Raw genomic sequence first — 20,826 nt, 5'->3', positions numbered from 1 at the left:
CGCGAAGGGCCGCTGCGGGAGGTCGCGCGACTTGCCCCTCAACTCACCTCCGATGTTCACTCCTTCGAGTGGCGGGTCAGGTGATGCGCGTGTGGTGCCCATGGGCACTGGGAGGGTCGGGGAGCGACGGGGGCGTCTCGCCGCCCGAGCGCGACCGGCCGTCCGCCAGGGCGTACGCCCTCGATACGGGCAGGGCGTAGGCGCCTGTTGACGGAACGTCACCCCGACCCACGGGTACACGAGCCAGGAATGCGAGCACCGGTGCAGAAGACGCGGCCTCGTCGCACAGGCAAGCAGATGACCCCCGGGGGGGACGCTGAGCAGAAGCCCACCGTAGGCCGGGGCCGCCCCACCCACGTGCGCAACCGGCTCATCGTGGCCGTCGCGGTCGTGGCCGCGGCGATCGCCGGCGCCGGGGCGCCCTCCCTGCTCGCCGCCTCCGGGCAGCTGAGCGACTCCCAGAACCTGGTGACCCGGGCCGAGCAGACCCAGGACGCCCTCGCCCTCGCGCACTCGCTCGCCGATGAGCGGGACGACGTCACGTCCTACATCGCGGCCGGCCGCCCCGAGGCCAAGGCGCCCACCGAGCAGCACAGCACCCGCGTCGACCGGCAGGTCGAGGAACTGCGCGCCGACACCGGCACCCCGGCCGCGATGCGCGACGACCTCGACGCCATCGCCGCCCTGCGCCGGGCCGCGCTCACCGGCAAGAGCAGCGCGCTCGAAGCGCACCAGGCGTACTCCACCGCCATCACCCAGCTGCACCGGCTCGCCGAGCAGCTCGCGGAGGAGACCCCGCCCCGGGCCGGCTCCGGCTCCTACGCGCTCGCCGAGCTGGACACCGCTGTCCAGCAGGCCGCCGCCACCCGAGGGCTGCTGCTCGCCGCACTCAACGTGCCGAGCACCACTCAGACCGTGATCGACCCCATCACCGGTCTGCCCACCACGTCCACCTCCACGTCGGACGCCGACGCCGAGCGGCGCGACGCGCTGACCGCGGCCGCCCTCCAGGCCCGCGTGCGCTCCGACGCCGCGCTCGCCGACTTCCGCGAGACGGCGCCCAAGGCCACCCGCGCCTCGTACGACTCCACGGTCACTGGCCCCGAGGTCGACGCCGCCGAGAAGTACCTCAAGAACCTCACTGACGAGCCGACCCTCTCCGACGAGGAACTCGCCACCAGCTCCAAGAAGCTGGCGGCCGCGCTCACCGCCCGCGTCGAGGCGATGCGCGGAGTGGAGTCCGCCCTCTTCGACCAGCGCACCAAGGACCTCGCCCAGCTGCGCGACGACGACGTCACCGCGCTCGAGATCCGCGTCGCCCTCCTCGGCGCCCTCATCCTGCTCGCGGTCGGCGTCGCCACCGCCATGGCCCGCACCCTCACCCGTCCGCTGTCCGTGCTGCGCCGCGGTTCCGCCCGGCTCGCCGGCGCCGAGAACCCCAGCAGCGAGGAACCGGTCGCGTTCACCGGGCGCAACGACGAGTTCGCCCAGGTCGTCCGCTCGGTGAACGCCCTGCACGCGCACGCCGCACAGCTCACCGGGCGGATCGCCACGCTGGAGGCCGACCGCAAGCACCTCGTCGCGCAGCGGCAGCGGATGGCCGACGCCCGCGAGGAGCTGCGCACCCAGGTCACCGAGTCCACCGCCCACCTGGAGCAGCTGCGCAGCAGCATCGGCGGCACCTTCGTCAGCCTGGCGCTGCGCACCCTCGGCCTGGTCGAACGGCAACTCGGCGTCATCGAGAGCCTGGAGGAGCGCGAGAACGACCCGGACCGCCTGGCCACCCTGTTCAAGCTCGACCACTTCGCCACGGTGATGCGCCGGCACAGCGAGAACCTGCTCGTCCTCGCCGGCACCGAACACGTCCAGCACTCGGCGAGCCCGGTGCCGCTCGTCGACGTCGTACGGGCCGCGGTCAGCGAGATCGAGCGCTACGAGCGGGTCCGTATCGCGGCGCTGCCGCCGCACGCGCACATCGCCGGGTTCGCCGCCGACGACGTCAGCCACCTGCTCGCCGAGCTCCTGGAGAACGCGACCTCGTTCTGCCCGCCCGACCTGCCCGTCGAGGTCTCCGGCTGGCTCCTGGAGAGCGGCGAGGTCATGCTCTCCGTGCAGGACGAGGGCATCGGCATGACCGGGGAGCGGCTGGAGCGGCTCAACACCCGCCTGTCCGACTTCGACCCGGAGGCGCCCTACGAGCAGGAGGGCGAGGACGGCCTCGGGCTCGGCCTGTACGTCGTCGCCCGGCTCGCCCAGCGGCACCGGGTACGGGTGCGGCTGCGGGAGCAGAAGCAGGGCGGTGTCGCCGCGGTCGTGGTCCTGCCCATGACCCTGCTGGCCGCCGCCACCCCGGGCGCCGTACCGGCCTCCGGTCCCGTCGCCGACGGTTCACCCCGTGTCTCCCTGCCCGGCGCGGACGCCGAGGCCAATTCCAACGTCCTGCACGGCCGCACGGAGGGCGGCGACCCGCTGGTCGCCCTGGCGGAGCAGGCGGTACGACGGCAGGAGGAGCCCGAGGCGGAGGAACCCGCCGCGGGGGAGCACGTGGACGAGCCCGCTGGGGAGCGGTCCGCGGAGCCCGCGGCGGACGACGCCACGGAGCCGACGCCCTCCCGGGCCACCTCCGGGACCACCCCTGTGACCACCTCTGTGACGGCTGACGCGGCCGAAGCCGTTGACGGCACCGCCGGGGGCCTGGACACGACGCACGAGCGGCCCGCCGAGACCACCATGGAGCTGCTGATCCCGGCGCCCGCGCAGGCGGCCGACGAGCAGCCCGCACGGCCGGCCGCCGCCGGGACCTCCACGCCTGCCGGGACCGCCGGGACCCCCGGCGCCGACACCCCGGCCGCCCACCCCGGCCACCCGGTCGACGACGCTCCCGCGGCCGTCGACCTCACGGCTGACCCGCAGGCCGCGGCCGTCCCCGCTCCCGTTCCCGCCGCCCGGCCGGAGCCCACGCCGAAACCCGGGTCCCAGCCCGCGCCCGTGCTGCCGACCAGGCCCGCACCGGCACCGGCACCCGCGCGTGGCTCCGCTCCCGCCCCCGTCGCCGAGCACACGCGCGTGCCCGACGGCCCGGAGGCGGAGCGAGCGGCGCAGCCGGAACCGGTTCCGGAGCCGGAGGCCCCGGAACCGGTCACCGCCAAGGGGCTGCCCAAGCGCACACCGAAGATCACCGCACCCGTCGAGACACCCCGGCAGCGCAGCGGCTCGGTGGACGCCGAAGCCCTGCGCCGCCGCCTCGGTGGCTTCCGACGGGGGGCGGAAGCCGGACGCCGGGACGTCGAGGTGGAGATCACCGAGGAGACGGGCCCGCACCGATCGCCCTCCACCGTGGCCGCCGCCACATCCGAAGAAGCCACGGGGGGCACCGTCGAGGAGGCAACGAGTTGACCGCGCCGAGTACCTTCGGACTGAGCAGTGAAGCTCGCAATCTGCACTGGCTGCTGACCAATCTCGTCGAGGAGGTGCCCGGCATCCTCTCGGTCGCGGTGGTCTCCTCCGACGGCCTGATGCTGCTCTCCTCGGACCCCGATCTCGCGAAGGCCCGGACGGACTCGCGCGGGTCGGCCGATGCCGCCGGGGCGCCCGGGGCGAAGGCAGGGAAGCGCGCCGGCCCGCGCGGCTCCGCCGCCGATCTGGCCACCGTCGTCTCGGGCATCGGCAGCCTCACCGTCGGCGCCGCCAAGCTGATGGACTACGGCCCGGTCCGGCACACCATGGTGGCGATGGACGAGGGCAGTCTGTTCGTGATGTCGATCAGTGACGGCTCGCTGCTCGGTGTGCACGGCACCGCGGACGTCGACATGAGCGTGGTGGCTTACCACATGGCGCTGTTCGTGGGCAGGGCCGGCCATGTCCTGACCCCCGAACTCCGCAGCGAACTGCGCATGTCCATGGAGAACACAGCCCTGGAGAACGAGTCCACCGGGAGTCCCCGTTGAGCGGTAAGTCCAGGAAGAACCTCCCGGTCCGTGGCGGCGACCGCAAACCCGCCCGGGTCCGCCCCTATTCGGTCACCGGCGGCCGTACCCGCTTCGGCCATGTGCTCCTCGTCGAGACGTTCGTGGCGAGCACCGCCGAGCTGGAGGCCGCCGAGGAGCGCAAGGAGCTGCCGAAGGGTTCGCTGAAGTCGACGGTGATGCCGGAGCTGCGGGCCATCGTCGAACTGTGCCGCCGTATGCGAACGGTGGCCGAGATCGCCGCGCTGCTGAAGATGCCGCTCGGCGTGGTCCGCGTCCTCCTGAGCGACCTCGCGGACCAGGGAAAGATCCGTGTCTACGGAACGGGAACCGGCCACGGCACGGGCCGCCCGGACCGCGTGCTGCTGGAAAGGGTACTGAGTGGACTCCGCCGTCTCTGACGCAGCTCAAGGCGTCACCCCGCTCGTCGAAGGCGACGAGCCGTTGCTGCCCTGGCAGACGGACCGTACCCGCGCCCCGATCGCCACGAAGATAGTGGTGGCCGGCGGTTTCGGTGTCGGCAAGACCACGCTGGTCAGCACCGTCTCGGAGATCAAGCCTCTGGAGACCGAGGCGCTGATGACCGAGGCGAGCGCCGGGACCGACGACCTCGCCGCCACGCCGGACAAGCTCACCACCACCGTGGCCATGGACTTCGGCCGGATCACGCTCGACGACGACCTGGTGCTCTACGTCTTCGGCACCCCCGGTCAGCAGCGGTTCTGGTTCATGTGGGACGACCTGGTGCGCGGCGCGATCGGTGCGGTCGTCATGGCCGACACCCGCCGGCTCAAGGACTGCTTCCCGGCGCTCGACTACTTCGAGAGCTGCGGACTGCCGTACGTCGTCGCGGTCAACCACTTCGACGAGACCGAGCTGTTCGAGCCGGACGACGTGCGGGAGGCGCTCACCATCCCGTCCCACATACCTGTCATGATCATGGATGCGCGGCGCCGGATCTCGGTCATCGAGACCCTCCTGTCCCTGGTGGGTCACGCGCTCGAGGAAACTCCGGAGTGATCCGGAAGCCCCTGCCCGGCTCCCGGAAGCCCTCGTCCAGCTAGGAGAACCCCGTATGCGGAAGATACTCGTCGTCGGAGCCGGCCAGTCCGGTCTCCAGCTCGCCCTCGGCCTCCAGTCCCACGGGTACGAGGTCACCCTGATGTCCAACCGGACCGCGGACGAGATCCGCACCGGGCGGGTGATGTCGACGCAGTGCATGTTCCACACGGCCCTGCAGCACGAGCGCGATCTCCAGCTGAACTTCTGGGAGTCCCAGGCCCCGAAGATCCAGGGGCTCGGCGTCTCGGTCGCGGCCCCCGGCTCGCACGACCCGGGTCCGACGCAGCGCGCGATCGACTGGCTGGGCAGGCTCGACGGGTTCGCGCAGTCGGTCGACCAGCGGGTGAAGATGGCGGGCTGGATGGAGACGTTCGCCCAGCGTGGCGGCCAGTTGGTCATCCACGGCGCGGCCGTCGGCGACCTCGACTACTTCTCCCGTGCGTACGACCTCGTGCTCGTCTCCGCCGGCAAGGGCGAGCTCGTGCAGATGTTCGGCCGCGACGCGTCGCGCTCCCCGTACGCCGAGCCGCAGCGCGCCCTCGCGGTGGCCTACGTCCACGGGATGGCCCCGCGTCCGGAGCACCCGGACACGGAGGCGGTCCGCTGCAACATCGTCCCCGGGGTCGGCGAGATGTTCATCATGCCGACGCTGACCACCTCGGGCCGCGCCGACATCCTGTTCTGGGAGGGCATACCCGGCGGCCCGCTGGACGTCTTCAAGGACGTCAAGGACCCGGCGGAGCACCTCTCCCTGACCCTGGAACTCATGGAGAAGTTCCTCCCCTGGGAGTACGCGCGGGCCACCAAGGTCGAACTGACCGACGCCGGCGGCACCCTCGCCGGCCGCTACGCCCCCACCGTCCGCAACCCCGTCGGCACGCTGCCCGGCGGCGGCCTGGTCCTCGGCGTCGCCGACGTGGTCGTGGCCAACGACCCGATCACCGGCCAGGGCTCCAACTCCGCCTCCAAGTGCGCCGCTTCCTATCTCGCCTCCATCGTCGAGCACGGCGATCAGCCGTTCGACGAGGCGTGGATGCGGGGGACCTTCGACCGGTACTGGGACACCGCCCAGCACGTCACCAAGTGGACCAACGCGATGCTGGCCCCGCCGCCCGAGCACGTCCTCACCGTCCTCGGCGCCGGCGGCGGGCTCCAGCCCGTCGCCGACCGGTTCGTCAACTGCTTCGACAATCCGGCCGACCTCGAGAACTTCTTCTACGACCCGGAGAGGGCCGGCGCCTACCTGGCGGAGGTCTCGGGGGCCGTGGGAGCGTAGCCGGACGCATACCCCTGGTCGGGCCCCTCCATCGCCCGCTGGGGGAGCTCGGGCGGCACATGGCGCGGCAAGGGCTCCCCGCCCGGGTCGGGGCGTACGGCGCCCAGGACCGGGTTGGCCGCGATCGGGGAGATCTTCACCCGCGCCCCGGGCCGGGGCGCGTGCACCACCCTGCCGTCGCCGAGATAGAGGGCGACATGCGTGGCGTCGGGGAAGTACACGACGAGGTCACCCGGCCGCAGCGCGTCCAGCGGTACCCGCTCCAGCCGCGCCCACTGCTCCTGACTGGTCCGGGGTACCGGCGTCCCGGCCGCACGCCACGCCTCGGAGGTCAGCCCCGAGCAGTCGTACGCCTCGGGGCCCTCGGCGCCCCACCCGTACGGCTTCCCGATCTGCTCCACCGCGTACCGCAGGGCCCGGTCGCCCGCCGCGGAGGGCGTGCGCCCGGCACCGGGAGCACCCGGGGCGCCCGGCGCGCCGAGGGCTCCGGAAGCCATGAACTCCGCCTGGTCCTCGGTCGCTTCGGTCCGCTCCAGCTCGGCCAGGGCGGCCAGCCGGTCGGGGGTGAGCGAGGCGAGCAGTTTCTCGACCTCGCCGAGCCGCTCGCGCACCGCGTCGCGCTGCTTCCCGCGCCGCTCGGCGAAGGTGAGCTGGTCGTCGAGCGCCTTGCGGGCCCGCCGGGCGAGTGCGTCGGCCCGCTGCTCGCTGCCGGTCAGCCGGCCCACCGTGTCCGCGCGGCTGCGCGCCAGCCGCGCGATCACATGCCCCTGGTCGAGCGCGTGCTGCGGATCGCGGGCCAGCAGCAGCCGTACGTACGGGGAGATTTCGGTGCTGCTCTGGTACTGCTGCCGGGCCAGCCGTCCGGCCGCGCCCCGGCTGTCGTGCAGGGAGAGCCGGGCGGCGGCGAGGGCACGGTCCAGCCGCCGCGTCTCGGCGCGCTGCTTCGCCAGCCGCTCCTCGGTGGCGTTGTAGGCCTCGGTGGCCTTCCCGGTCTCGCGGTACAGGCGCTGAAGATCCGTCAGCAGTCCGGCGACGGACCGGTCATCGGGAGGTGTGGCCGCGAGGGCGGCCGCACTGTCCCCGGAAGGCTCCGTCGCGGTACTTTCCGGCGGTTGTGGAAGGGCCGTCGCGGGCCCCGGTGCGAGAACGGCGCCGGCCGCGATCGCCGCCGCACACGCCAGACGCAGAAGCATTCTTGACACGTCATCACCTCCGACGCGGGCGGCTCCTCCGCTCCGCATCGCGAGCATCCGACGGCCCGGCCGGGTCCGCTCGCCGGGTGTGCGCGGTTCGGCGCAACGGCGTCACCCGTCGGCGTCGTCCGGCTTGCCGCGCGGCGTGGCGTCTGGATCGGCGGCCGGATCGCGGGTGCGCCCGGACCACGGCCACCTCGGGCGGTCGGCCGTCGCCGCCCCGTCCGGGTCGTACAGGTACTTCCACCCCTGGGTCAGCCCGAGCCGGCCGCTCTGCCCCCGGGGCACGCGCCGGTAGACCAGCACCGTGGGCGGGCCGCCGTCCGGGGCCGGGACGGGGATGCGGTACGTCTTGGGCGGGTGCCCGGTGATGCCCAGCAGCACGGGCAGGACGCGCCCGTCCATGGGCCCGCCCTCGAAGGGGGTGTCCTGTCTTTTCACGGCACCAGTGTCGGCCATGCCCCACGTCGGGCGTCCGCCGGTCGTCCGTCCCGCCGGTCGCTGCCGCAGGGCTCTCCGTCGCGCCGGTCGTCCGTCCGACGGGTCAGCCGTCCACCGACAGCGCCCGGACGAGGACCCCGGTCGCCGCGTCGCGCCGCGCGGTCACCTCCAGGGCGGCCAGGAACTGCTCCACGAGCCAGTCCCGCAGCTCACCGACGGGCAGCGGCCTGTCCTCGTCGAGCCAGATCAGCGAGGCCGCCTCCACGGCGGTGATCCACATCCGGATGGTCATCCGCAGCCGGGGCCCCGGCTCGGCGACTCCGAGATGGCTGAGGATGTGCTCGGCGGCGGCCCGGCGCACCCCGTCGACGATGGCGGTCGTACGGGAGGTCTCCACGACGCTCCCACCCTGCAGCAGCGCGCTGAACCCGGTGCCGTGCCCGTCGACGAAGGCGAGATACCGGTCGAGCGCCCTGGACAGCCGGGGCAGCAGCGGGCCCTCGCGGGGCTCGTCGAAGCAGTCCCGCAGTTCGTCGGCGGCAGACCGGAGCGCCGCCTCGTACAGCTGCTGCTCGCCGCCCGGGAAGTACCGGTACACCAGGGGCCGCGACGCCCCGGCGGCCTCCGCCACGTCGTCCAGCGACACCTCGTCGGGCGCGCGGTGGGCGAAGAGGGACAGCGCGGCGTCGAGCAGCTGTCTGCGCCGTTCCTCGACGCCGAGGCGCCGGTAGGCGGGGGTGGGGGCCGACGGGGTCATGCCCCGCAGCGTAACCGCCCGCCCTCGGCGGCTGCCCCGGCGCCCGTCCGTCCCCCCGGCGCTCGTCCTCGATCTCGGTGAGCGCGTACCGCACATGCGCGCTCGTGGCCGCCTTGTCGTAGATGTGCCGCACGAGCAGCTGCATCAGGATCAGCTCGAACCGGATGCCGAGCGAGGCGAGCGCCGCCTCGTGCTGCGACAGCCGGATGCGCTGTTCCTCGCTCATCCGCTTCCACAGCGGGGTGCCGTACAGCGAGACCAGCTCCGGCGGCCAGAACCACAGGCCCTCCTCGAAGGGCGCGTCCCAGTCCAGCTCCTCGTCCGGGTCGAAGGAGTGCTTGGCGGAGGCGTCGAGCAGCCGCTGGGCGACCTGCTCCCGGTCCTTGAGCAGGCCGAGTGCGTCGCGCAGTCCGTCGAGGGCGTCGGCATCCGTCAGGGGCTGGGTCGTCATGGCGGTTCCATCTCGTGGGCGTATCGGGTTACCGGCGGTTCACCTCGCTTATGAGACTGTTTGTCAGCAAGCCCGTCAATCCCCTGCGCGCGACTTGTCGGCGGACGCTCTCCCCCGGGTGGGCGTTAACGGCGCGCCCTTCGGATCACCTCATGGAACGGCGAATCGACGTTCACCCTGGGTAGTCTGACTGTGCCGGTCAGACTCCAGCGCATGGGAGCAATCATGAGCGCCGTACGTGACTCCGAACTGGACGACGACTACGAGTGGCCTCGTCCGCCGCAGGGCGGCTGGACGGCGGACGACCTCGACGAGCTTCCCCACCTGCCTCCGCACACGGAGCTGATCGACGGGAGCCTCGTCCTCGTGAGTCCGCAGACCACCTTCCACATGCGCACGATCCGCCTGCTGGACAACGCCCTCTTCGACCAGGCGCCTGACGAGTTCGAGGTCTACCGCGAGTTCACCGTGACACTCAACGAGCGGAACCGCCCGGAACCCGATGTCATGGTGGCCCGTGCCGACGCCGACACCGGGCCGAAGCGGACCCGCCTTCTGCACGAGGACGTGGTTCTCGCCGTCGAGGTGGTATCCGCGGACTCGGTCGACCGGGATCGCGAGGTCAAACCCCGCAAGTACGCGGCCGCCGGTATCAAGCACTTCTGGCGAGTGGAGGAGAACGAGGAACTCCCCGTGATCTACGTCTACGAGCTGGATCCGGCGACCAAGGCGTACATTCCCATGGGTATCTTCCACAACCGCCTCAAGCTGACCGTTCCCTTCCCCGTCGACATTGATCTCACTGCCGTAAACCGCCGCCGATAGTGCAGACTCTCGAGCCGGACAGACCTCAGGCCGAGCAGCCCAGGTCGTCCGGCACCTCGCCGGTCACCGGGGTCGGCGTCTCCGGCGGGAACGAGGTCCGGAGGGTGAAGGCGTGCGGGGCGGGTCCGTGGGTGCGGAGGTGGAGGAGGCGGGATTCGGCCTTTGCGACCGTGGGACGGTGGACCTTCGGGACCCACCACAGGGCCGTCATCGCCTCCCGCACCTGCTCGAACCACGCCCGCCGCCGGCCCGGCATCTCCCGGTGCCGTCCCTGGTACATGTACGCGGGGAGGGGCGGGTTCGGCATCCCTCGGCTCAACAGATGATCCGCCCAGCGATGCCTACGGCCTCAGTACCGCCTCCATCACCGCCCGGGCGATCGGTGCCGCAGTGCCGCCGCCGCTGATCTCCCGGCGGCTGGCCGCCGCGTCCTCCACCACGACCGCCACCGCGACCTTCGCCTCCGCGTCCCCGTCGCCCTGCGCCCAGGACACGAACCAGGCGTACGGCGTACCGGAGTTGCCGATGCCGTGCTGGGCGGTGCCGGTCTTGCCGCCGACCACGGCACCGCGGATCGCGGCGTTCGTGCCCGTGCCCTCCTCCACCACCCCGCGCATCAGTTCCCGCATCCGCAGCGCCGTCGACGGGTACATGGCCCGCCGGGACTTCCCCGGGCCGGCCGCCGACACCGTGCCGCCGCCCGCCCGGGTCGTCCGCTCCACCAGGTACGGCTCCCGTACGTACCCGTTGTTGGCGACGGCCGCCGCGACCATCGCCATCTGCAGGGGAGTGGCCCGGGTGTTGTACTGACCGATCGACGACAGCGCGAGCTGCGCCCGGTCCATCGTGGTGTCGAAGGTGCTGCGCGCCACCGGGAACGGCACCCGCAGCCCCTCCTCATTGAAACCGAAGCCCTCCGCCGTGGCCGTCAGGTCCGCCAGGCCCGTGGTCACCCCCAGCTTGGCGAACACGGTGTTGCAGGACCAGGTGAACGCCTCCTGCACCGAGGCGTCCGCGCAGCCCCGGGACTCGTTCGTCAGCCGCGTCGTCGTCCCCGGCAGGGTGTAGGGCACGGGGGAGTCCGTCGGCGCGTCCAGGTCGGTGACCACGCCCGCGTCCAGCGCCGCCGCCGCGGTGACCACCTTGAACGTCGAACCCGGCGGATACGTCTGCCGCACGGCCCGGTTCAGCATCGGTTTGTCCGGGTCGGCGTTCAGCCGGGCCCAGGCCCGCCGCGCCGCCGCCCCGTTCCCGGACAGCAGCTCCGGCTCGTACGACGGGACGGACACCAGCGCCAGGATCCGCCCGGTCGACGGCTCCACCGCCGCCACCGCGCCCTTGCGCGAGCGCAGCCCCTCGTACGCGGCCCGCTGGGCGGCCGGGTGGATCGTCGTGACGACATCGCCGCCCGCGTTGCGGGAGCGGGTGAAGTCGTTCCACAGCGGCAGCGGCTGGAGCAGCGGGTCGGTGCCCGCCAGCAGTCCGTCCTCCGTGTGCTCCAGCAGGGTCGTCCCGTACTCCTGTGAGGCGAAGCCGGTCACCGGCGCGTACAACGGGCCGTCGACGTAGGTCCGTTCGTAGCGCAGATGCTCCCCGGTGTCCCGAGAGCCGGTGACCGGGCGGCCGTCGACCAGGATGTCGCCGCGTGGCTGGTGGTAACGGGCGATGGTGTCACGGCGGTTGGCCGGGTTGTCGTCGTAGGCATCGGCATGCAGCACCTGGACGCGGATGGCGTTCACCAGCAGGGCGAACAGCAGCAGCGCGCAGAACACGGCGGCACGCCGGATGTGCCGCGTCATGAACCCGTACCTCCGTTCGCCCCGTCGGGCAGAGGACGTCCGTCCCCCTGGCGCCATGCCGAATCGCTCAGCCGGACCAGCAGCGCCACGATCGCCCAGTTGGTGACCACCGACGAACCCCCCTGCGCCAGGAACGGCATCGCCATCCCGGTCAGCGGGATCAGCCCCGTCACCCCGCCCGCGATCACGAACACCTGGAGGGCCACGATCGCGGCCAGCCCCACGGCGAGCAGCCGGCCGAACGGGTCGCGCAGCGCGAGGCCGGCCCGGTAGCCGCGCTCCACCAGCAGCCCGTACAGCAGGAAGATCGCGGAGAGCCCGACGAGACCCAGCTCCTCACCGGCCGTGGCCAGGATGAAGTCGGACTTGACCGCGAAGCCGATGAGCACGGAATGCCCGAGCCCCAGCCCGGTGCCGAGCAGCCCGCCCTCCGCGAAGGCGAACAGCGACTGCGCCAGCTGGTTCGGGCCCTCGCCCGCCTCGATCGAGGCGAACGGATTCAGCCAGGTCTCGATCCTGCTGTGCACATGAGGTTCCAGCCGGCCCACGGCCACCGCGCCCAGCGACGCCAGCAGCAGGCCGACGGCGAGCCAGCCGGTACGGCCGGTGGCGACGTACAGCACGACGACGAACAGGCCGAAGAACAGCAGCGACGTGCCGAGGTCCCGTTCCAGGACCAGCACGCCCACGCTCACCAGCCACACGGCGACGATCGGGCCGAGCACCCGTCCGGTGGGCAGTTGCAGCCGCCAGAACCGGCGGCCGGCATAGGTGAGCGCGCCGCGGTTCTCCGCCAGGTACGCCGCGAAGAACACCGCGAGCAGCACCTTCGCGAACTCCCCCGGCTGGATGGAGAACCCGGTGACCCGGATCCAGATACGGGCCCCGTTCACCGCGGGGAAGAGGATCGGCGCCGTGAGCAGGACGAGCGCCGAGGCGGCGCACACGCGGGTGAAACGCCGCAGCGCCCGGTGGTCGCGCAGCAGCAGGACGACCGCGATGAACAGCGCCACGCCCAGCGTCGACCACACCAACTGGGTCGGGGCGGCCTCGTCGCCCGGTGTCTCCAGGTCGAGCCGGTAGATCAGCACCAGGCCGAGCCCGTTGAGCAGGACGGCGATGGGGAGCAGGAGCGGGTCGCCCCCGGGTGCCCGGAAGCGCACCGCCAGATGCGCGACCAGCGCGAGCACGCCGAGCCCGGCGCCGTAACCGGCGGCGCCGGGCGGGACGGAGCCGTTCCTGGCGAAGCCGACGGCGCAGTAGCCGTACACCGACAGCAGGACGGCCAGGACGATGAGGGCGAGTTCGACGCCGCGGCGCCGGGGGAGGGGAGTGGTGGGCGTGGGCGGATCAGCCGTCGCCAGGGAGATTCCGGCCTTGCTCATGTCCGGAACCTACCTATATGCGCCCTCTTGTGTGCTGTGCCGGTCAGTGCCAGCGTGGCGCGGGCCCGATGCTGTCGATGTGGCGGGCGGCGCCCCAGGTCCAGATTCTGCCGTCGATGACCAGGTACCAGAGCGGGTGGCCCTGGACGGTGTCCCCGCCGGCCCTGCAGTAGATCGAGACGACCTCGCCCTTGTGGGCGTACCGGATGACCTTTGCGCCGCGGTCCGGCGAGGTGCGCAGGGCGAGCGACTGGGTCGTGACGACACCCTTGTACTCACCCCGGTCGCCGCCTCCGCCGCATCACCTCATGGCGTCGCTGGTGACAGCCCCGTGCTGAGGGCACGGCAGGGTTGTCGACGCGACGCGCACACCCCACGGCGTCCCGCCGCTCACTCCGTCAGCTCCTCCAGCAGCCGTGCCGTCGTCAGCCCGGCCCGCAGGTAGTCGACGAACAGTTCGTTGTGCAGGGCCCAGCCCGAGCGGCGGGCCCGGATCAGCCGGATCGCCTCCTCGGCGGAGCTGCCCCGGTGCATCAGCGCGTGCGCGACGACCAGTCCGGAGCGGTTGTACCCGTGATAGCAGCGCACGAGGACCTTGCGGCCGTCGTCCAGCGCCTCGCACGCCGCCTCGGCGAGCCGGATGACCCCCAGGAGCTGGGTCCCGTCGAGCGGCCCGTCCGGGATCGGCCACACATGGTGCTCGACCCCGGGGGCCGGCCCGTGCCCCGGCATCCGCAGCAGCGTCTGCACAAGATCGAACTCCTGGCGAACCGCCGCGAACTCCAGCTGCCCGGTCCGGCCCCTGAATTCGTGCCCGCCCATCCACAGACCGGGCGCGATCTCGTCCCATGGAGTGCCCGGTGCGGGTACGTCGGGTTGCTTCCTACGGGTATGCAACGGTGCCTCCCCAGCATCACCGCCAAGTCTTCTCAAGGTAGCCGGGTTCTTGCCCCTGGAGCACCCCGCCTGTTCCCATGGAAGAGGGAAGACGGGGTGATGGTGCATGAACGGTCTGCGCGTCGTACCGGCCTGGCGGCACGGTCAGGAGCGGCTGTACGTCTGTCTCCCGGACGGTGGGAACATCGCCTGGTACGACCGTGACGCGGCCAGGGTCAGCCTGCTCGGCGAGGACCGCGAGGCGGAGGTGCTCGAAGCGCTCGGCCCCTTCCTCACCGGCCCGGTCGAGGTCGGCCCGCCCCCGGTCCCCACCCCCGCCGAGCTGGCACGACTCACCCTCCATCCCGACGACGACCTCGCCCCGAACCGTCCCGGCGAGGCCCTCCTGGTCGCGCTCGACCGCGACCCCGGCCCGGTCCGCCGCCTTCGCACCGACCCGCGTCACCGGGCACTCGAGGCGGAGCGGACGGTGGGCGAGGCCCTGGACCGCATGGACGGCCTGGGGGTACGCGCCCTGCACTCGATCCCGCTCCCCGGCGGCGACCGCGTCCACCACCTGGTGATCGGCCCCGGCGGGCTGTACGCCATGCACGCCGTGTATGCCCGCAGGCAGCGGGTGACGGTCGACGACCCGCTGGTCGCCCTCGGCCGCCGCGAGCCGCACCCCGTGCTGCGCCGTGTCCGCGCCGACGCCGACCGGGTCTCGTACGCCCTGACCGCGGAGGTCCGCCCGGTGCTCGTCCTGGTCGGAGCGTCGCACGTGACGGTGAGGACCCCGCCGCGCGAGGTACGCGTCCTGACGGACGGCGAGGTGGAGCGTCTGGGCGACCTGGGGGGCGTGCTGAAACCTGCCGACGTGGAGGCCCTGCACGCGATGGCACGGGACCGGAACACATGGGCCCGGCTCTGAGCGGGGCGGGAGCAGCCGACCGGGCGGGCGGAGTGCGGGCCGGGCGAAGTCGGTGGGGCGGGCTGATTCGGCCGGGCGGGCGAAGTCGGTGGGGCATGCTGAGCAGGTCGGGCGGGCTGAGCAGGTCGGGCGGGCTGGGTCGGCCGAGCCGGCCGAACGGGGTGGAGCGGGCCGGCCGGGGCGGCGAGGGCCTGGACCTGATGGCGGCCCTGGAGAGCAGCGTCCGCGCCGCCCGCGCGCCGCGGGACGAGGAAGAGGGCGGGGACGAGGGCCGGGGGACGGCGAGTCCGGCGGGGAGACCGAGGCCACACCTCTCCGGCAGCGCAGGTCCGTCCGCCGGACACCCAAGCCGACCGGCGGCAAGAAGTCGACGTCCACGGCCTTGACGGCGCGCAGAACCCCGGCCAAGAAGGCCACCCCGCGCAAACGGTCGGCCTGACCCGGCAGCGGGCGACCGCCGGCAACCGCGGGCGACCGTGGGCGGTCGCCGACGGTCGCCCGCGGCTGCGGGACAGGGAAACGGCGTTCACCCGTACGGCGGTTGATGGATCCCGGGGCCCGTGTTCCGCGTCTTCCTCCAGGGCTGTGCTTCCATGTGCGTGATCTGTCGGACCTGTGTGCATGTCAGGGACGGCCGGTCGTACGCACATTCACGGACACCGGTGGAGGGCATGACCGAGGACGAGTTCGACGCTTTCTACGCGGCCGCGTTCCCCCGTCTGACCGGTCAGCTCTTCGCCTTCACGGGGGACCTGGGCGAGGCTCAGGACGTGGTCCAGGAGGCGTTCGTACGGGCCTGGGGCGGGCGCCACAAGCTTCAGGCCGACGGGGCACCCGAGGCATGGGTACGCACGGTCGCCATGCGTCTCGCGGTCAGCCGCTGGCGCCGCGCGCGACGCTGGCTGGAGCTGGTGCGCCATTCCGCGCTGCCGGAAACGACCCCCGGCCCCGGTCCCGAACGCGCCGCGCTGGTAGCCGCATTGCGCGAACTGCCCGAGCACCAGCGCATGGCGGTCGTCCTTCACCATCTGTGCGACCTCAGCGTCGAACAGGTAGCCTCCGAGACCGGTGCACCCGTGGGAACGGTCAAGACCAGGCTGTCCCGGGGGCGGGCGGCACTGGCCAAACAGCTGGCGGTGGACGAGGCCGAGGAGCCGGCCTGGAGGGAGGGCGGCCGTGTCGGATGAACTCGCCACAGTATTGCGCGAGTTGGCGGAGGCACACGAGGTTCCGCCACCCGTACCGGCCGCCGAGGTCCGCACCCGGGCGCGACGCCGCTCCCGCCGTCGCCGGACCACCCTCCGCTTCGGCCTGGCGACGTCGGTGGCCGGCATGCTGGCGACGATCGGACTCACCGTGCACGCCGAGGAGCCCGGCGAGGGCCCGCACACCCCGGCCACCTCGTCCGGCACCGAGGCGATCGGCGCGTCGACGTCCAGCCCCCGGGCACCCGAGGCGGCGACCGACCGGTCGGCCGGCACCGAGGAGGCCGTCCTCGACCTGGGCCGCCACACCCTCACGTTCGACGGCCGTGTCATGCGCGTCGACTCGCACTTCTTCGCCACGCTGCTGCCGCCCGGCCGCGAACTGACCGTGCGGGCCAAGCACGAGGTCATGCTGCTGCGGGGCGATGCGAGGGTCGAGAACCGCTACGAGGCCAAGGTCCCGTACGTGGTGGAGCTGCGCACCGGCGACCGGCCGCCGGTCTACGCGGGCGCCCTCGCCTTCGACACCAGATCCCTCGGCGCCCTCGACGCCAGGACGGGCTGGCTCGGCCTGAGCGTCAAGGACGCGCGATGGTTCTACACCCGTGTCCGGCAGGGCGAACACGTCGAGATCTCCTCCACGGCCACCCCGACCCCGCCCGCACCGACGCCGAACCCGACCGACGGGTCGAACCCCGGACCCGAAACCGGAACCGCGACCTCCCGACCGCGGGGCTGACCGACCGCGGACCTGACCGACCGCGGGGCTGGGTCAGCGGATCACCTGCCGGAGGAACGAGCACAGGGCGGTGGTGAGTTCGGCGGGTGCGTCGTCGACGGACTCGCCTTCACGGTGCGGATGCTGCTCGGCCACATCGGCCCGGACACCGGATCTCTTTTCGCGAAGCTGCACGCCCGCGACCACGCCCCACTGGTCGTCATCGCCTACGAGAGCGGCCTTGCGAACGCGGAATCCCGCCTGACGAGCGCGGAACACCCATCCGGCGAACACCGTCCGGCCCACGGCCACGGGTGATCGCGGGCCGGTCTCCGGAACGGGCCGGCTCCCTACCCCTTGACCGCCCCCGACGTCAGCCCCCGGATGAACGAGCGCTGGAGGGCCAGGAAGGCGAGTACCGACGGCAGCATGGCCAGGAACGCGCCCGCGAGCAGCACGCCGATGCCCACCTGGTCGTCCGAGCGCATGGAGCGCAGGGCCAGCGGCAGGGTGTACTGGGCCGGGTCCGTGGCGACCAGCAGGGGGAGCATGTACTGGTCCCAGATCATGGTGAAACCGAAGATGCCGATGACGCCCAGGGCGGGGCGGCACAGGGGCAGCACGACCTGCCAGAAGATGCGGAACTCGCCCGCGCCGTCCAGCTTCGCCGACTCCTCCAGCTCCTTGGGGATCTCCTTCATGAACTCGGTCATGACCAGGATGGAGAAGCCCCACGCCGCCACCGGCACGATCATGCCGGCCAGCGAGCCGACCAGGCTGATGTGCAGCACCGGCAGATCCGCCAGCAGGACCGACAGCGGTACGGCCAGCACCTCCTCCGGCAGCATCATCGTCGCCAGGACGATCACCAGCACCGCCGCCGAACCGCGGAAGCGCTTACGGGCCAGGGCGTAGCCGGCGAAGACGCTGACCAGGACCTGCAGGGCCAGGCCACCGCCGACCACGATGAAGGAGTTGAGGAGATAGTCCAGGACGCCCCGGTCGATCGCCCGTTCCAGGTTGTCGAGCGACAGCCGGTCGGGGAACAGGGTGAACTGCGTCGGGTCCACGGTCGGCGTGAAGGCGCCGATCATCAGCGCCAGCAGCGGCCCCGCGAAGATCACGAAAAGGACGGTGTACAGGACGAACCGGGCCACCCGGGCCCATGGTCCGTGCGCCTCCTGCAGGCCGAGCGCGGTCTCGTTCCTCATCGGGCCTCCCTCCTGCGCAGTCGCGCCGCGACGGTCAGCACCAGCAGAACCAGGAACAGCAGGACGGTTCCGGCCGCCGCCACGCCCAGCTCGTTGCGTTCGAGTCCGAGCTTGTACGTGAGCGTCAGCAGCACCTCCGTCGAGCCGTCCGGCCCGCCGTTGGTGAGCAGGAACACCTCGGTGAAGATCCGCAGGCCCCGGATCGCCGCCAGGGTCAGCAGGATCGCGAACACCGGCCGCAGGCCGGGCAGCGTGACGTGCCAGATCCGGCGGAAGCGCGAGGCGCCGTCGACCGCCGACGCCTCGTACAGCACCCGGTCCACGCCGGCCAGCCCCGCCAGGAAGATCATCATGTCGTAGGGGGCGCCCCGCCAGATGCCGACGAAGGCGATGGACGCCAGTGAGCTGTCCGGTGAGTTGAGGAACTCGCTCGGCCCCAGGCCGAAGACGGACAGCACCGAGTTCAGCGCCCCGCCCTCGGCCGGGTAGTACATGACCCGCCACACCTCGGCCACCACCGCCATGGCCGTGACCACCGGCAGGAAGATCGCCGACCGGATGAACCACAGGCTCCGGGTCTGTCCCTCCAGCAGGAGCGCCAGCGCGAGACCGAGCACGATCGACCCGGCGGTGGTCGCCACGGCCAGGACCACGGTGTGCCACACCGCCGCGCCGAAGTCGGAACTCCCCGCGACCTCCGCGTAGTTCGCGCCGCCGACGTAGGTGTTGCCGAGGAACGGACGGACCTCCTCGAAGCTCATCCGCACGGCCTGGGCCATGGGGATGAACTTGAAGTACAGGAAGAGCAGCAGGGCCGGGGCCAGGAAGAGCCACGGTGTCGCGGCCCGTCGCAGCCGCACCTTCGCCGGCGGGCCCGCACGGAGCGGACGCCGGGTGCCTGGACCCGGTGACGTCCGTGCCTCGGTCACCGTCATTCGCCCTTGGCCCCCTGCTTTTCGAGCTCGGCGTCCAGCTCGCCCGCCAGTTCGCCCATCGCCTTGCCCGCGTCGCGCGAGCATACGGAGACGACGCCGTTCAGGCCCTCGGACGACATCTGCCGGATGGTGGACCAGTTGGGCAGGGCCGGCGCGTTGCGGCCGGACGTGTTGTAGACCTCCTGGAAGGTCTCCCAGCGCGGGTCCTTGCGCTCGGCGGCCCCGTCGACCGTCGTGTTGACCGGCAGCCGGACGATGATGCCGCCGTTGTCGACGCCGAGACCGATCTTCTGGCCGGCCGGGGAGGCGGCGAACTCGGCGTACTCCTGCTGGCCCTTCTCGTTGTGGGAGCCGGCCATCATGTAGACGTTCTCGCCCTCCGCCAGGACGGCCTCGCCGCCGGCGCCCGGCGGCGGCGCGATCACCTCGTACTTGTCCTTGCCGAGCGACCCGTCGAAGCGCGGCAGCATGTAGGGGCCGGTCAGGTAGATGCCGCCCTTGCCGCTCTCGAAGAAGGTGTGCGTGGCCGAGGAGTCGGCGGTACTGGCGCCCGGCTGCGCGACCTTGGAGTCGCAGAACATCGCCTGGAGCTTCTCGACCGCCTCGACCGACGCGGGCTCGTCGATCGCGGATGCGTAGCCCTTGCCCTGTTCCTTGACGAAGTCGCCGCCCTCGGACCACAGCATGGTCGAGAACCACCAGGTCAGATAGCCACGGGTGGTGCTCCCGGGGATGACCATGCCGGCGGTGTCGTTCTTGCCGTTGCCGTCCGGATCGTCCTCGGTGAACTTCACCGCCAGTTCGGTGAGTTCGTCCCAGGTCTTGGGAACGTCGGCGCCCACGGCCTCCCGCCAGTCCTTGCGCACCAGCAGTGCGAAGGCCTGCGAGTTGAAGGGCACGCCGTAGTACTTGCCGTCGTAGCCCTGGGCGGCCTCCCAGGCGCGGTCGGCGAGATCGGCGCTCCCGGCCACACCGTCGCGGTCGACCTCGCGGACCAGCCCCTGGGTCACCAAGTTGCCCAGCTGGCCCGTGTCGTTGATGACGATGTCCGGCAGGTTCTTCTGCGCGGTGCGCTGCTGAAGCTTGGTCTCGAAGTCCGTCACACCGACGGCGACCAGCTTCGCCTCGATGCCGCTCTCCTTGGTGAAGGCCTTGGTGAGGGCCTCGGCCGACTCCGCGGAGGGACTCCCGGCGTCCTGCCGGATCCAGACCTCCAAGGGCTGGGAGTCGTCCTGCTGGGCTGTGCCCCCCGAGGAACAAGCGGTGACGGTGGCAGCGGTCACGGCAAGAACGGCGGCGAGAACGCCGGCTTGCCGCCCTCCTCTTGGCTTGCGGAGTTGCTTGGACACGAGTGGCTCCGTCCAGTGCGTGCGGGCGAGGTGACCGGACTCTACGCACAGACAACCCACTCCATCAAGACAGTGAACAGCATTTATATACGTGAACCATGAGGGGGTGATCGGTGAGCAATCGGTCGTGCCGGTGGGGGTGCGAGAGGTGGCGCGAGCAGTGGTGCCACCGGGACGGCACGGTCCGATCGGAAGCCCTGTACGGCACCATGGGGCGTATGGGCGACAACCGGATCGTGAATACCCACCAGGCCGAGGCGTGGAACGGATACGAGGGCCGGCACTGGGCCGACCACCAGGCGCGCTACGACGCCCTCAACGACCCCGCCAACACCCCGCTCCTGAACGCCGCACGTCTCCAGGACACGGACGGCGTGCTCGGCATCGGCTGAGGCGACGGACACCTGACCAGGCTGGCCGCCCGCACCGCGGCGCACGCCCTCGGCG

At 72.0% G+C, this 20,826-nt stretch carries 21 protein-coding genes and 2 pseudogenes; 10 read left to right on the top strand and 13 right to left on the bottom strand.

Annotated features, from left to right (window positions below; all coding sequences use genetic code 11):
• Positions 1-297 precede the first annotated feature (297 nt).
• The 5 genes from ACFPZI_RS27865 to ACFPZI_RS27845 are packed head-to-tail and all read left to right on the top strand — an operon-like array spanning position 298 to position 6,303.
• On the top strand, positions 298-3,396 hold the full coding sequence (locus ACFPZI_RS27865; RefSeq protein ID WP_381368475.1) for a nitrate- and nitrite sensing domain-containing protein: 3,099 nt from the start codon (positions 298-300) through the stop codon (positions 3,394-3,396).
• On the top strand, positions 3,393-3,947 hold the full coding sequence (locus ACFPZI_RS27860; RefSeq protein WP_381368472.1) for a roadblock/LC7 domain-containing protein: 555 nt from the start codon (positions 3,393-3,395) through the stop codon (positions 3,945-3,947). Before ACFPZI_RS27865 ends, ACFPZI_RS27860 begins: the two co-directional genes overlap by 4 nt.
• On the top strand, positions 3,944-4,366 hold the full coding sequence (locus ACFPZI_RS27855; RefSeq protein ID WP_381368470.1) for a DUF742 domain-containing protein: 423 nt from the start codon (positions 3,944-3,946) through the stop codon (positions 4,364-4,366). Before ACFPZI_RS27860 ends, ACFPZI_RS27855 begins: the two co-directional genes overlap by 4 nt.
• Entirely contained in the window at positions 4,347-4,985 is a 639-nt protein-coding gene (locus tag ACFPZI_RS27850; protein WP_381368467.1) for a GTP-binding protein, read from the top strand. Before ACFPZI_RS27855 ends, ACFPZI_RS27850 begins: the two co-directional genes overlap by 20 nt.
• 55 nt (positions 4,986-5,040) lie before the next feature.
• Complete coding sequence (locus ACFPZI_RS27845) at positions 5,041-6,303, top strand: styrene monooxygenase/indole monooxygenase family protein (protein WP_381368464.1); 1,263 nt, start codon at positions 5,041-5,043, stop codon at positions 6,301-6,303.
• Here ACFPZI_RS27845 and ACFPZI_RS27840 read toward each other — a convergent pair.
• The 4 genes and pseudogenes from ACFPZI_RS27840 to ACFPZI_RS27825 all read right to left on the bottom strand — a co-directional run.
• Complete coding sequence (locus ACFPZI_RS27840) at positions 6,267-7,505, bottom strand: C40 family peptidase (protein ID WP_381368461.1); 1,239 nt, start codon at positions 7,503-7,505, stop codon at positions 6,267-6,269. The two genes, ACFPZI_RS27845 and ACFPZI_RS27840, sit on opposite strands and share 37 nt — an antisense overlap.
• A gap of 102 nt (positions 7,506-7,607) precedes the next feature.
• Positions 7,608-7,937 carry a hypothetical protein gene (locus ACFPZI_RS27835; RefSeq protein ID WP_381368458.1) on the bottom strand — a complete coding sequence of 110 codons (330 nt, stop codon included), beginning with the start codon at positions 7,935-7,937 and terminating at the stop codon, positions 7,608-7,610.
• A 103-nt stretch (positions 7,938-8,040) separates the two neighbouring features.
• Positions 8,041-8,694 carry a TetR/AcrR family transcriptional regulator gene (locus tag ACFPZI_RS27830; RefSeq protein WP_381368456.1) on the bottom strand — a complete coding sequence of 218 codons (654 nt, stop codon included), beginning with the start codon at positions 8,692-8,694 and terminating at the stop codon, positions 8,041-8,043.
• Positions 8,695-8,748: 54 nt separating this feature from the next.
• Positions 8,749-9,145 (bottom strand): annotated as a pseudogene (locus ACFPZI_RS27825) (diiron oxygenase); the annotation flags it as partial.
• Positions 9,146-9,370: 225 nt separating this feature from the next.
• Between ACFPZI_RS27825 and ACFPZI_RS27820 the strand changes: the two are divergent.
• Complete coding sequence (locus ACFPZI_RS27820) at positions 9,371-9,970, top strand: Uma2 family endonuclease (protein ID WP_381368454.1); 600 nt, start codon at positions 9,371-9,373, stop codon at positions 9,968-9,970.
• A 25-nt stretch (positions 9,971-9,995) separates the two neighbouring features.
• Here ACFPZI_RS27820 and ACFPZI_RS27815 read toward each other — a convergent pair.
• The 5 genes and pseudogenes from ACFPZI_RS27815 to ACFPZI_RS27795 form a co-directional block, all read right to left on the bottom strand.
• Positions 9,996-10,262: pseudogene (locus ACFPZI_RS27815) on the bottom strand (DUF3291 domain-containing protein); the annotation flags it as partial.
• Between the two features lie 49 nt (positions 10,263-10,311).
• Positions 10,312-11,769, bottom strand: a complete 1,458-nt coding sequence (locus ACFPZI_RS27810) for a penicillin-binding transpeptidase domain-containing protein (protein ID WP_381368451.1) — start codon at positions 11,767-11,769, stop codon at positions 10,312-10,314.
• Positions 11,766-13,154, bottom strand: coding sequence for an FtsW/RodA/SpoVE family cell cycle protein (locus ACFPZI_RS27805; protein ID WP_381368449.1), 1,389 nt, complete (start codon positions 13,152-13,154; stop codon positions 11,766-11,768). Before ACFPZI_RS27805 ends, ACFPZI_RS27810 begins: the two co-directional genes overlap by 4 nt.
• A 43-nt stretch (positions 13,155-13,197) precedes the next feature.
• On the bottom strand, positions 13,198-13,395 hold the full coding sequence (locus tag ACFPZI_RS27800; RefSeq protein WP_381368568.1) for an SH3 domain-containing protein: 198 nt from the start codon (positions 13,393-13,395) through the stop codon (positions 13,198-13,200).
• Positions 13,396-13,544: 149 nt separating this feature from the next.
• Complete coding sequence (locus tag ACFPZI_RS27795; protein WP_381368446.1) at positions 13,545-14,051, bottom strand: protein-tyrosine phosphatase family protein; 507 nt, start codon at positions 14,049-14,051, stop codon at positions 13,545-13,547.
• Between the two features lie 106 nt (positions 14,052-14,157).
• Here ACFPZI_RS27795 and ACFPZI_RS27790 point away from each other — a divergent pair, with 106 nt between their 5' ends.
• The 3 genes from ACFPZI_RS27790 (at position 14,158) to ACFPZI_RS27780 (ending at position 16,905) form a co-directional block, all read left to right on the top strand.
• Positions 14,158-14,961, top strand: coding sequence for an NERD domain-containing protein (locus tag ACFPZI_RS27790; protein WP_381368444.1), 804 nt, complete (start codon positions 14,158-14,160; stop codon positions 14,959-14,961).
• A 671-nt stretch (positions 14,962-15,632) separates the two neighbouring features.
• Positions 15,633-16,148: a SigE family RNA polymerase sigma factor gene (locus ACFPZI_RS27785; protein WP_381368441.1), complete on the top strand. Its 516-nt coding sequence runs from the start codon at positions 15,633-15,635 to the stop codon at positions 16,146-16,148.
• Positions 16,138-16,905: a hypothetical protein gene (locus tag ACFPZI_RS27780; RefSeq protein WP_381368439.1), complete on the top strand. Its 768-nt coding sequence runs from the start codon at positions 16,138-16,140 to the stop codon at positions 16,903-16,905. The genes ACFPZI_RS27785 and ACFPZI_RS27780 overlap by 11 nt, the downstream gene beginning before the upstream one ends.
• 33 nt (positions 16,906-16,938) lie before the next feature.
• Here the strand turns inward: ACFPZI_RS27780 and ACFPZI_RS27775 are convergent, their stop codons facing one another.
• The 4 genes from ACFPZI_RS27775 to ACFPZI_RS27760 all read right to left on the bottom strand — a co-directional run bounded on the left by ACFPZI_RS27775 (position 16,939) and on the right by ACFPZI_RS27760 (position 20,313).
• Entirely contained in the window at positions 16,939-17,079 is a 141-nt protein-coding gene (locus ACFPZI_RS27775) for a hypothetical protein (RefSeq protein ID WP_381368436.1), read from the bottom strand.
• A 155-nt stretch (positions 17,080-17,234) separates the two neighbouring features.
• The gene (locus ACFPZI_RS27770; RefSeq protein ID WP_381368433.1) at positions 17,235-18,095 is read right to left on the bottom strand and encodes a carbohydrate ABC transporter permease; all 861 of its coding nucleotides are present in this window, start codon (positions 18,093-18,095) and stop codon (positions 17,235-17,237) included.
• Complete coding sequence (locus ACFPZI_RS27765) at positions 18,092-19,030, bottom strand: carbohydrate ABC transporter permease (protein ID WP_381368430.1); 939 nt, start codon at positions 19,028-19,030, stop codon at positions 18,092-18,094. Before ACFPZI_RS27765 ends, ACFPZI_RS27770 begins: the two co-directional genes overlap by 4 nt.
• Positions 19,027-20,313: an ABC transporter substrate-binding protein gene (locus ACFPZI_RS27760; protein WP_381368427.1), complete on the bottom strand. Its 1,287-nt coding sequence runs from the start codon at positions 20,311-20,313 to the stop codon at positions 19,027-19,029. The genes ACFPZI_RS27765 and ACFPZI_RS27760 overlap by 4 nt, the downstream gene beginning before the upstream one ends.
• Before the next feature lie 284 nt (positions 20,314-20,597).
• On the opposite strand from ACFPZI_RS27760, the gene ACFPZI_RS27755 reads away from it, so the two are divergent.
• Positions 20,598-20,771, top strand: a complete 174-nt coding sequence (locus ACFPZI_RS27755; protein ID WP_381368424.1) for a hypothetical protein — start codon at positions 20,598-20,600, stop codon at positions 20,769-20,771.
• The last annotated feature ends 55 nt before the right edge of the window (positions 20,772-20,826 follow it).

Origin of the sequence: Streptomyces chlorus (genome assembly GCF_042655885.1) — a bacterium.
Classification (GTDB): domain Bacteria; phylum Actinomycetota; class Actinomycetes; order Streptomycetales; family Streptomycetaceae; genus Streptomyces; species Streptomyces chlorus.
This window is presented reverse-complemented; position numbering and strand designations above follow the sequence as displayed.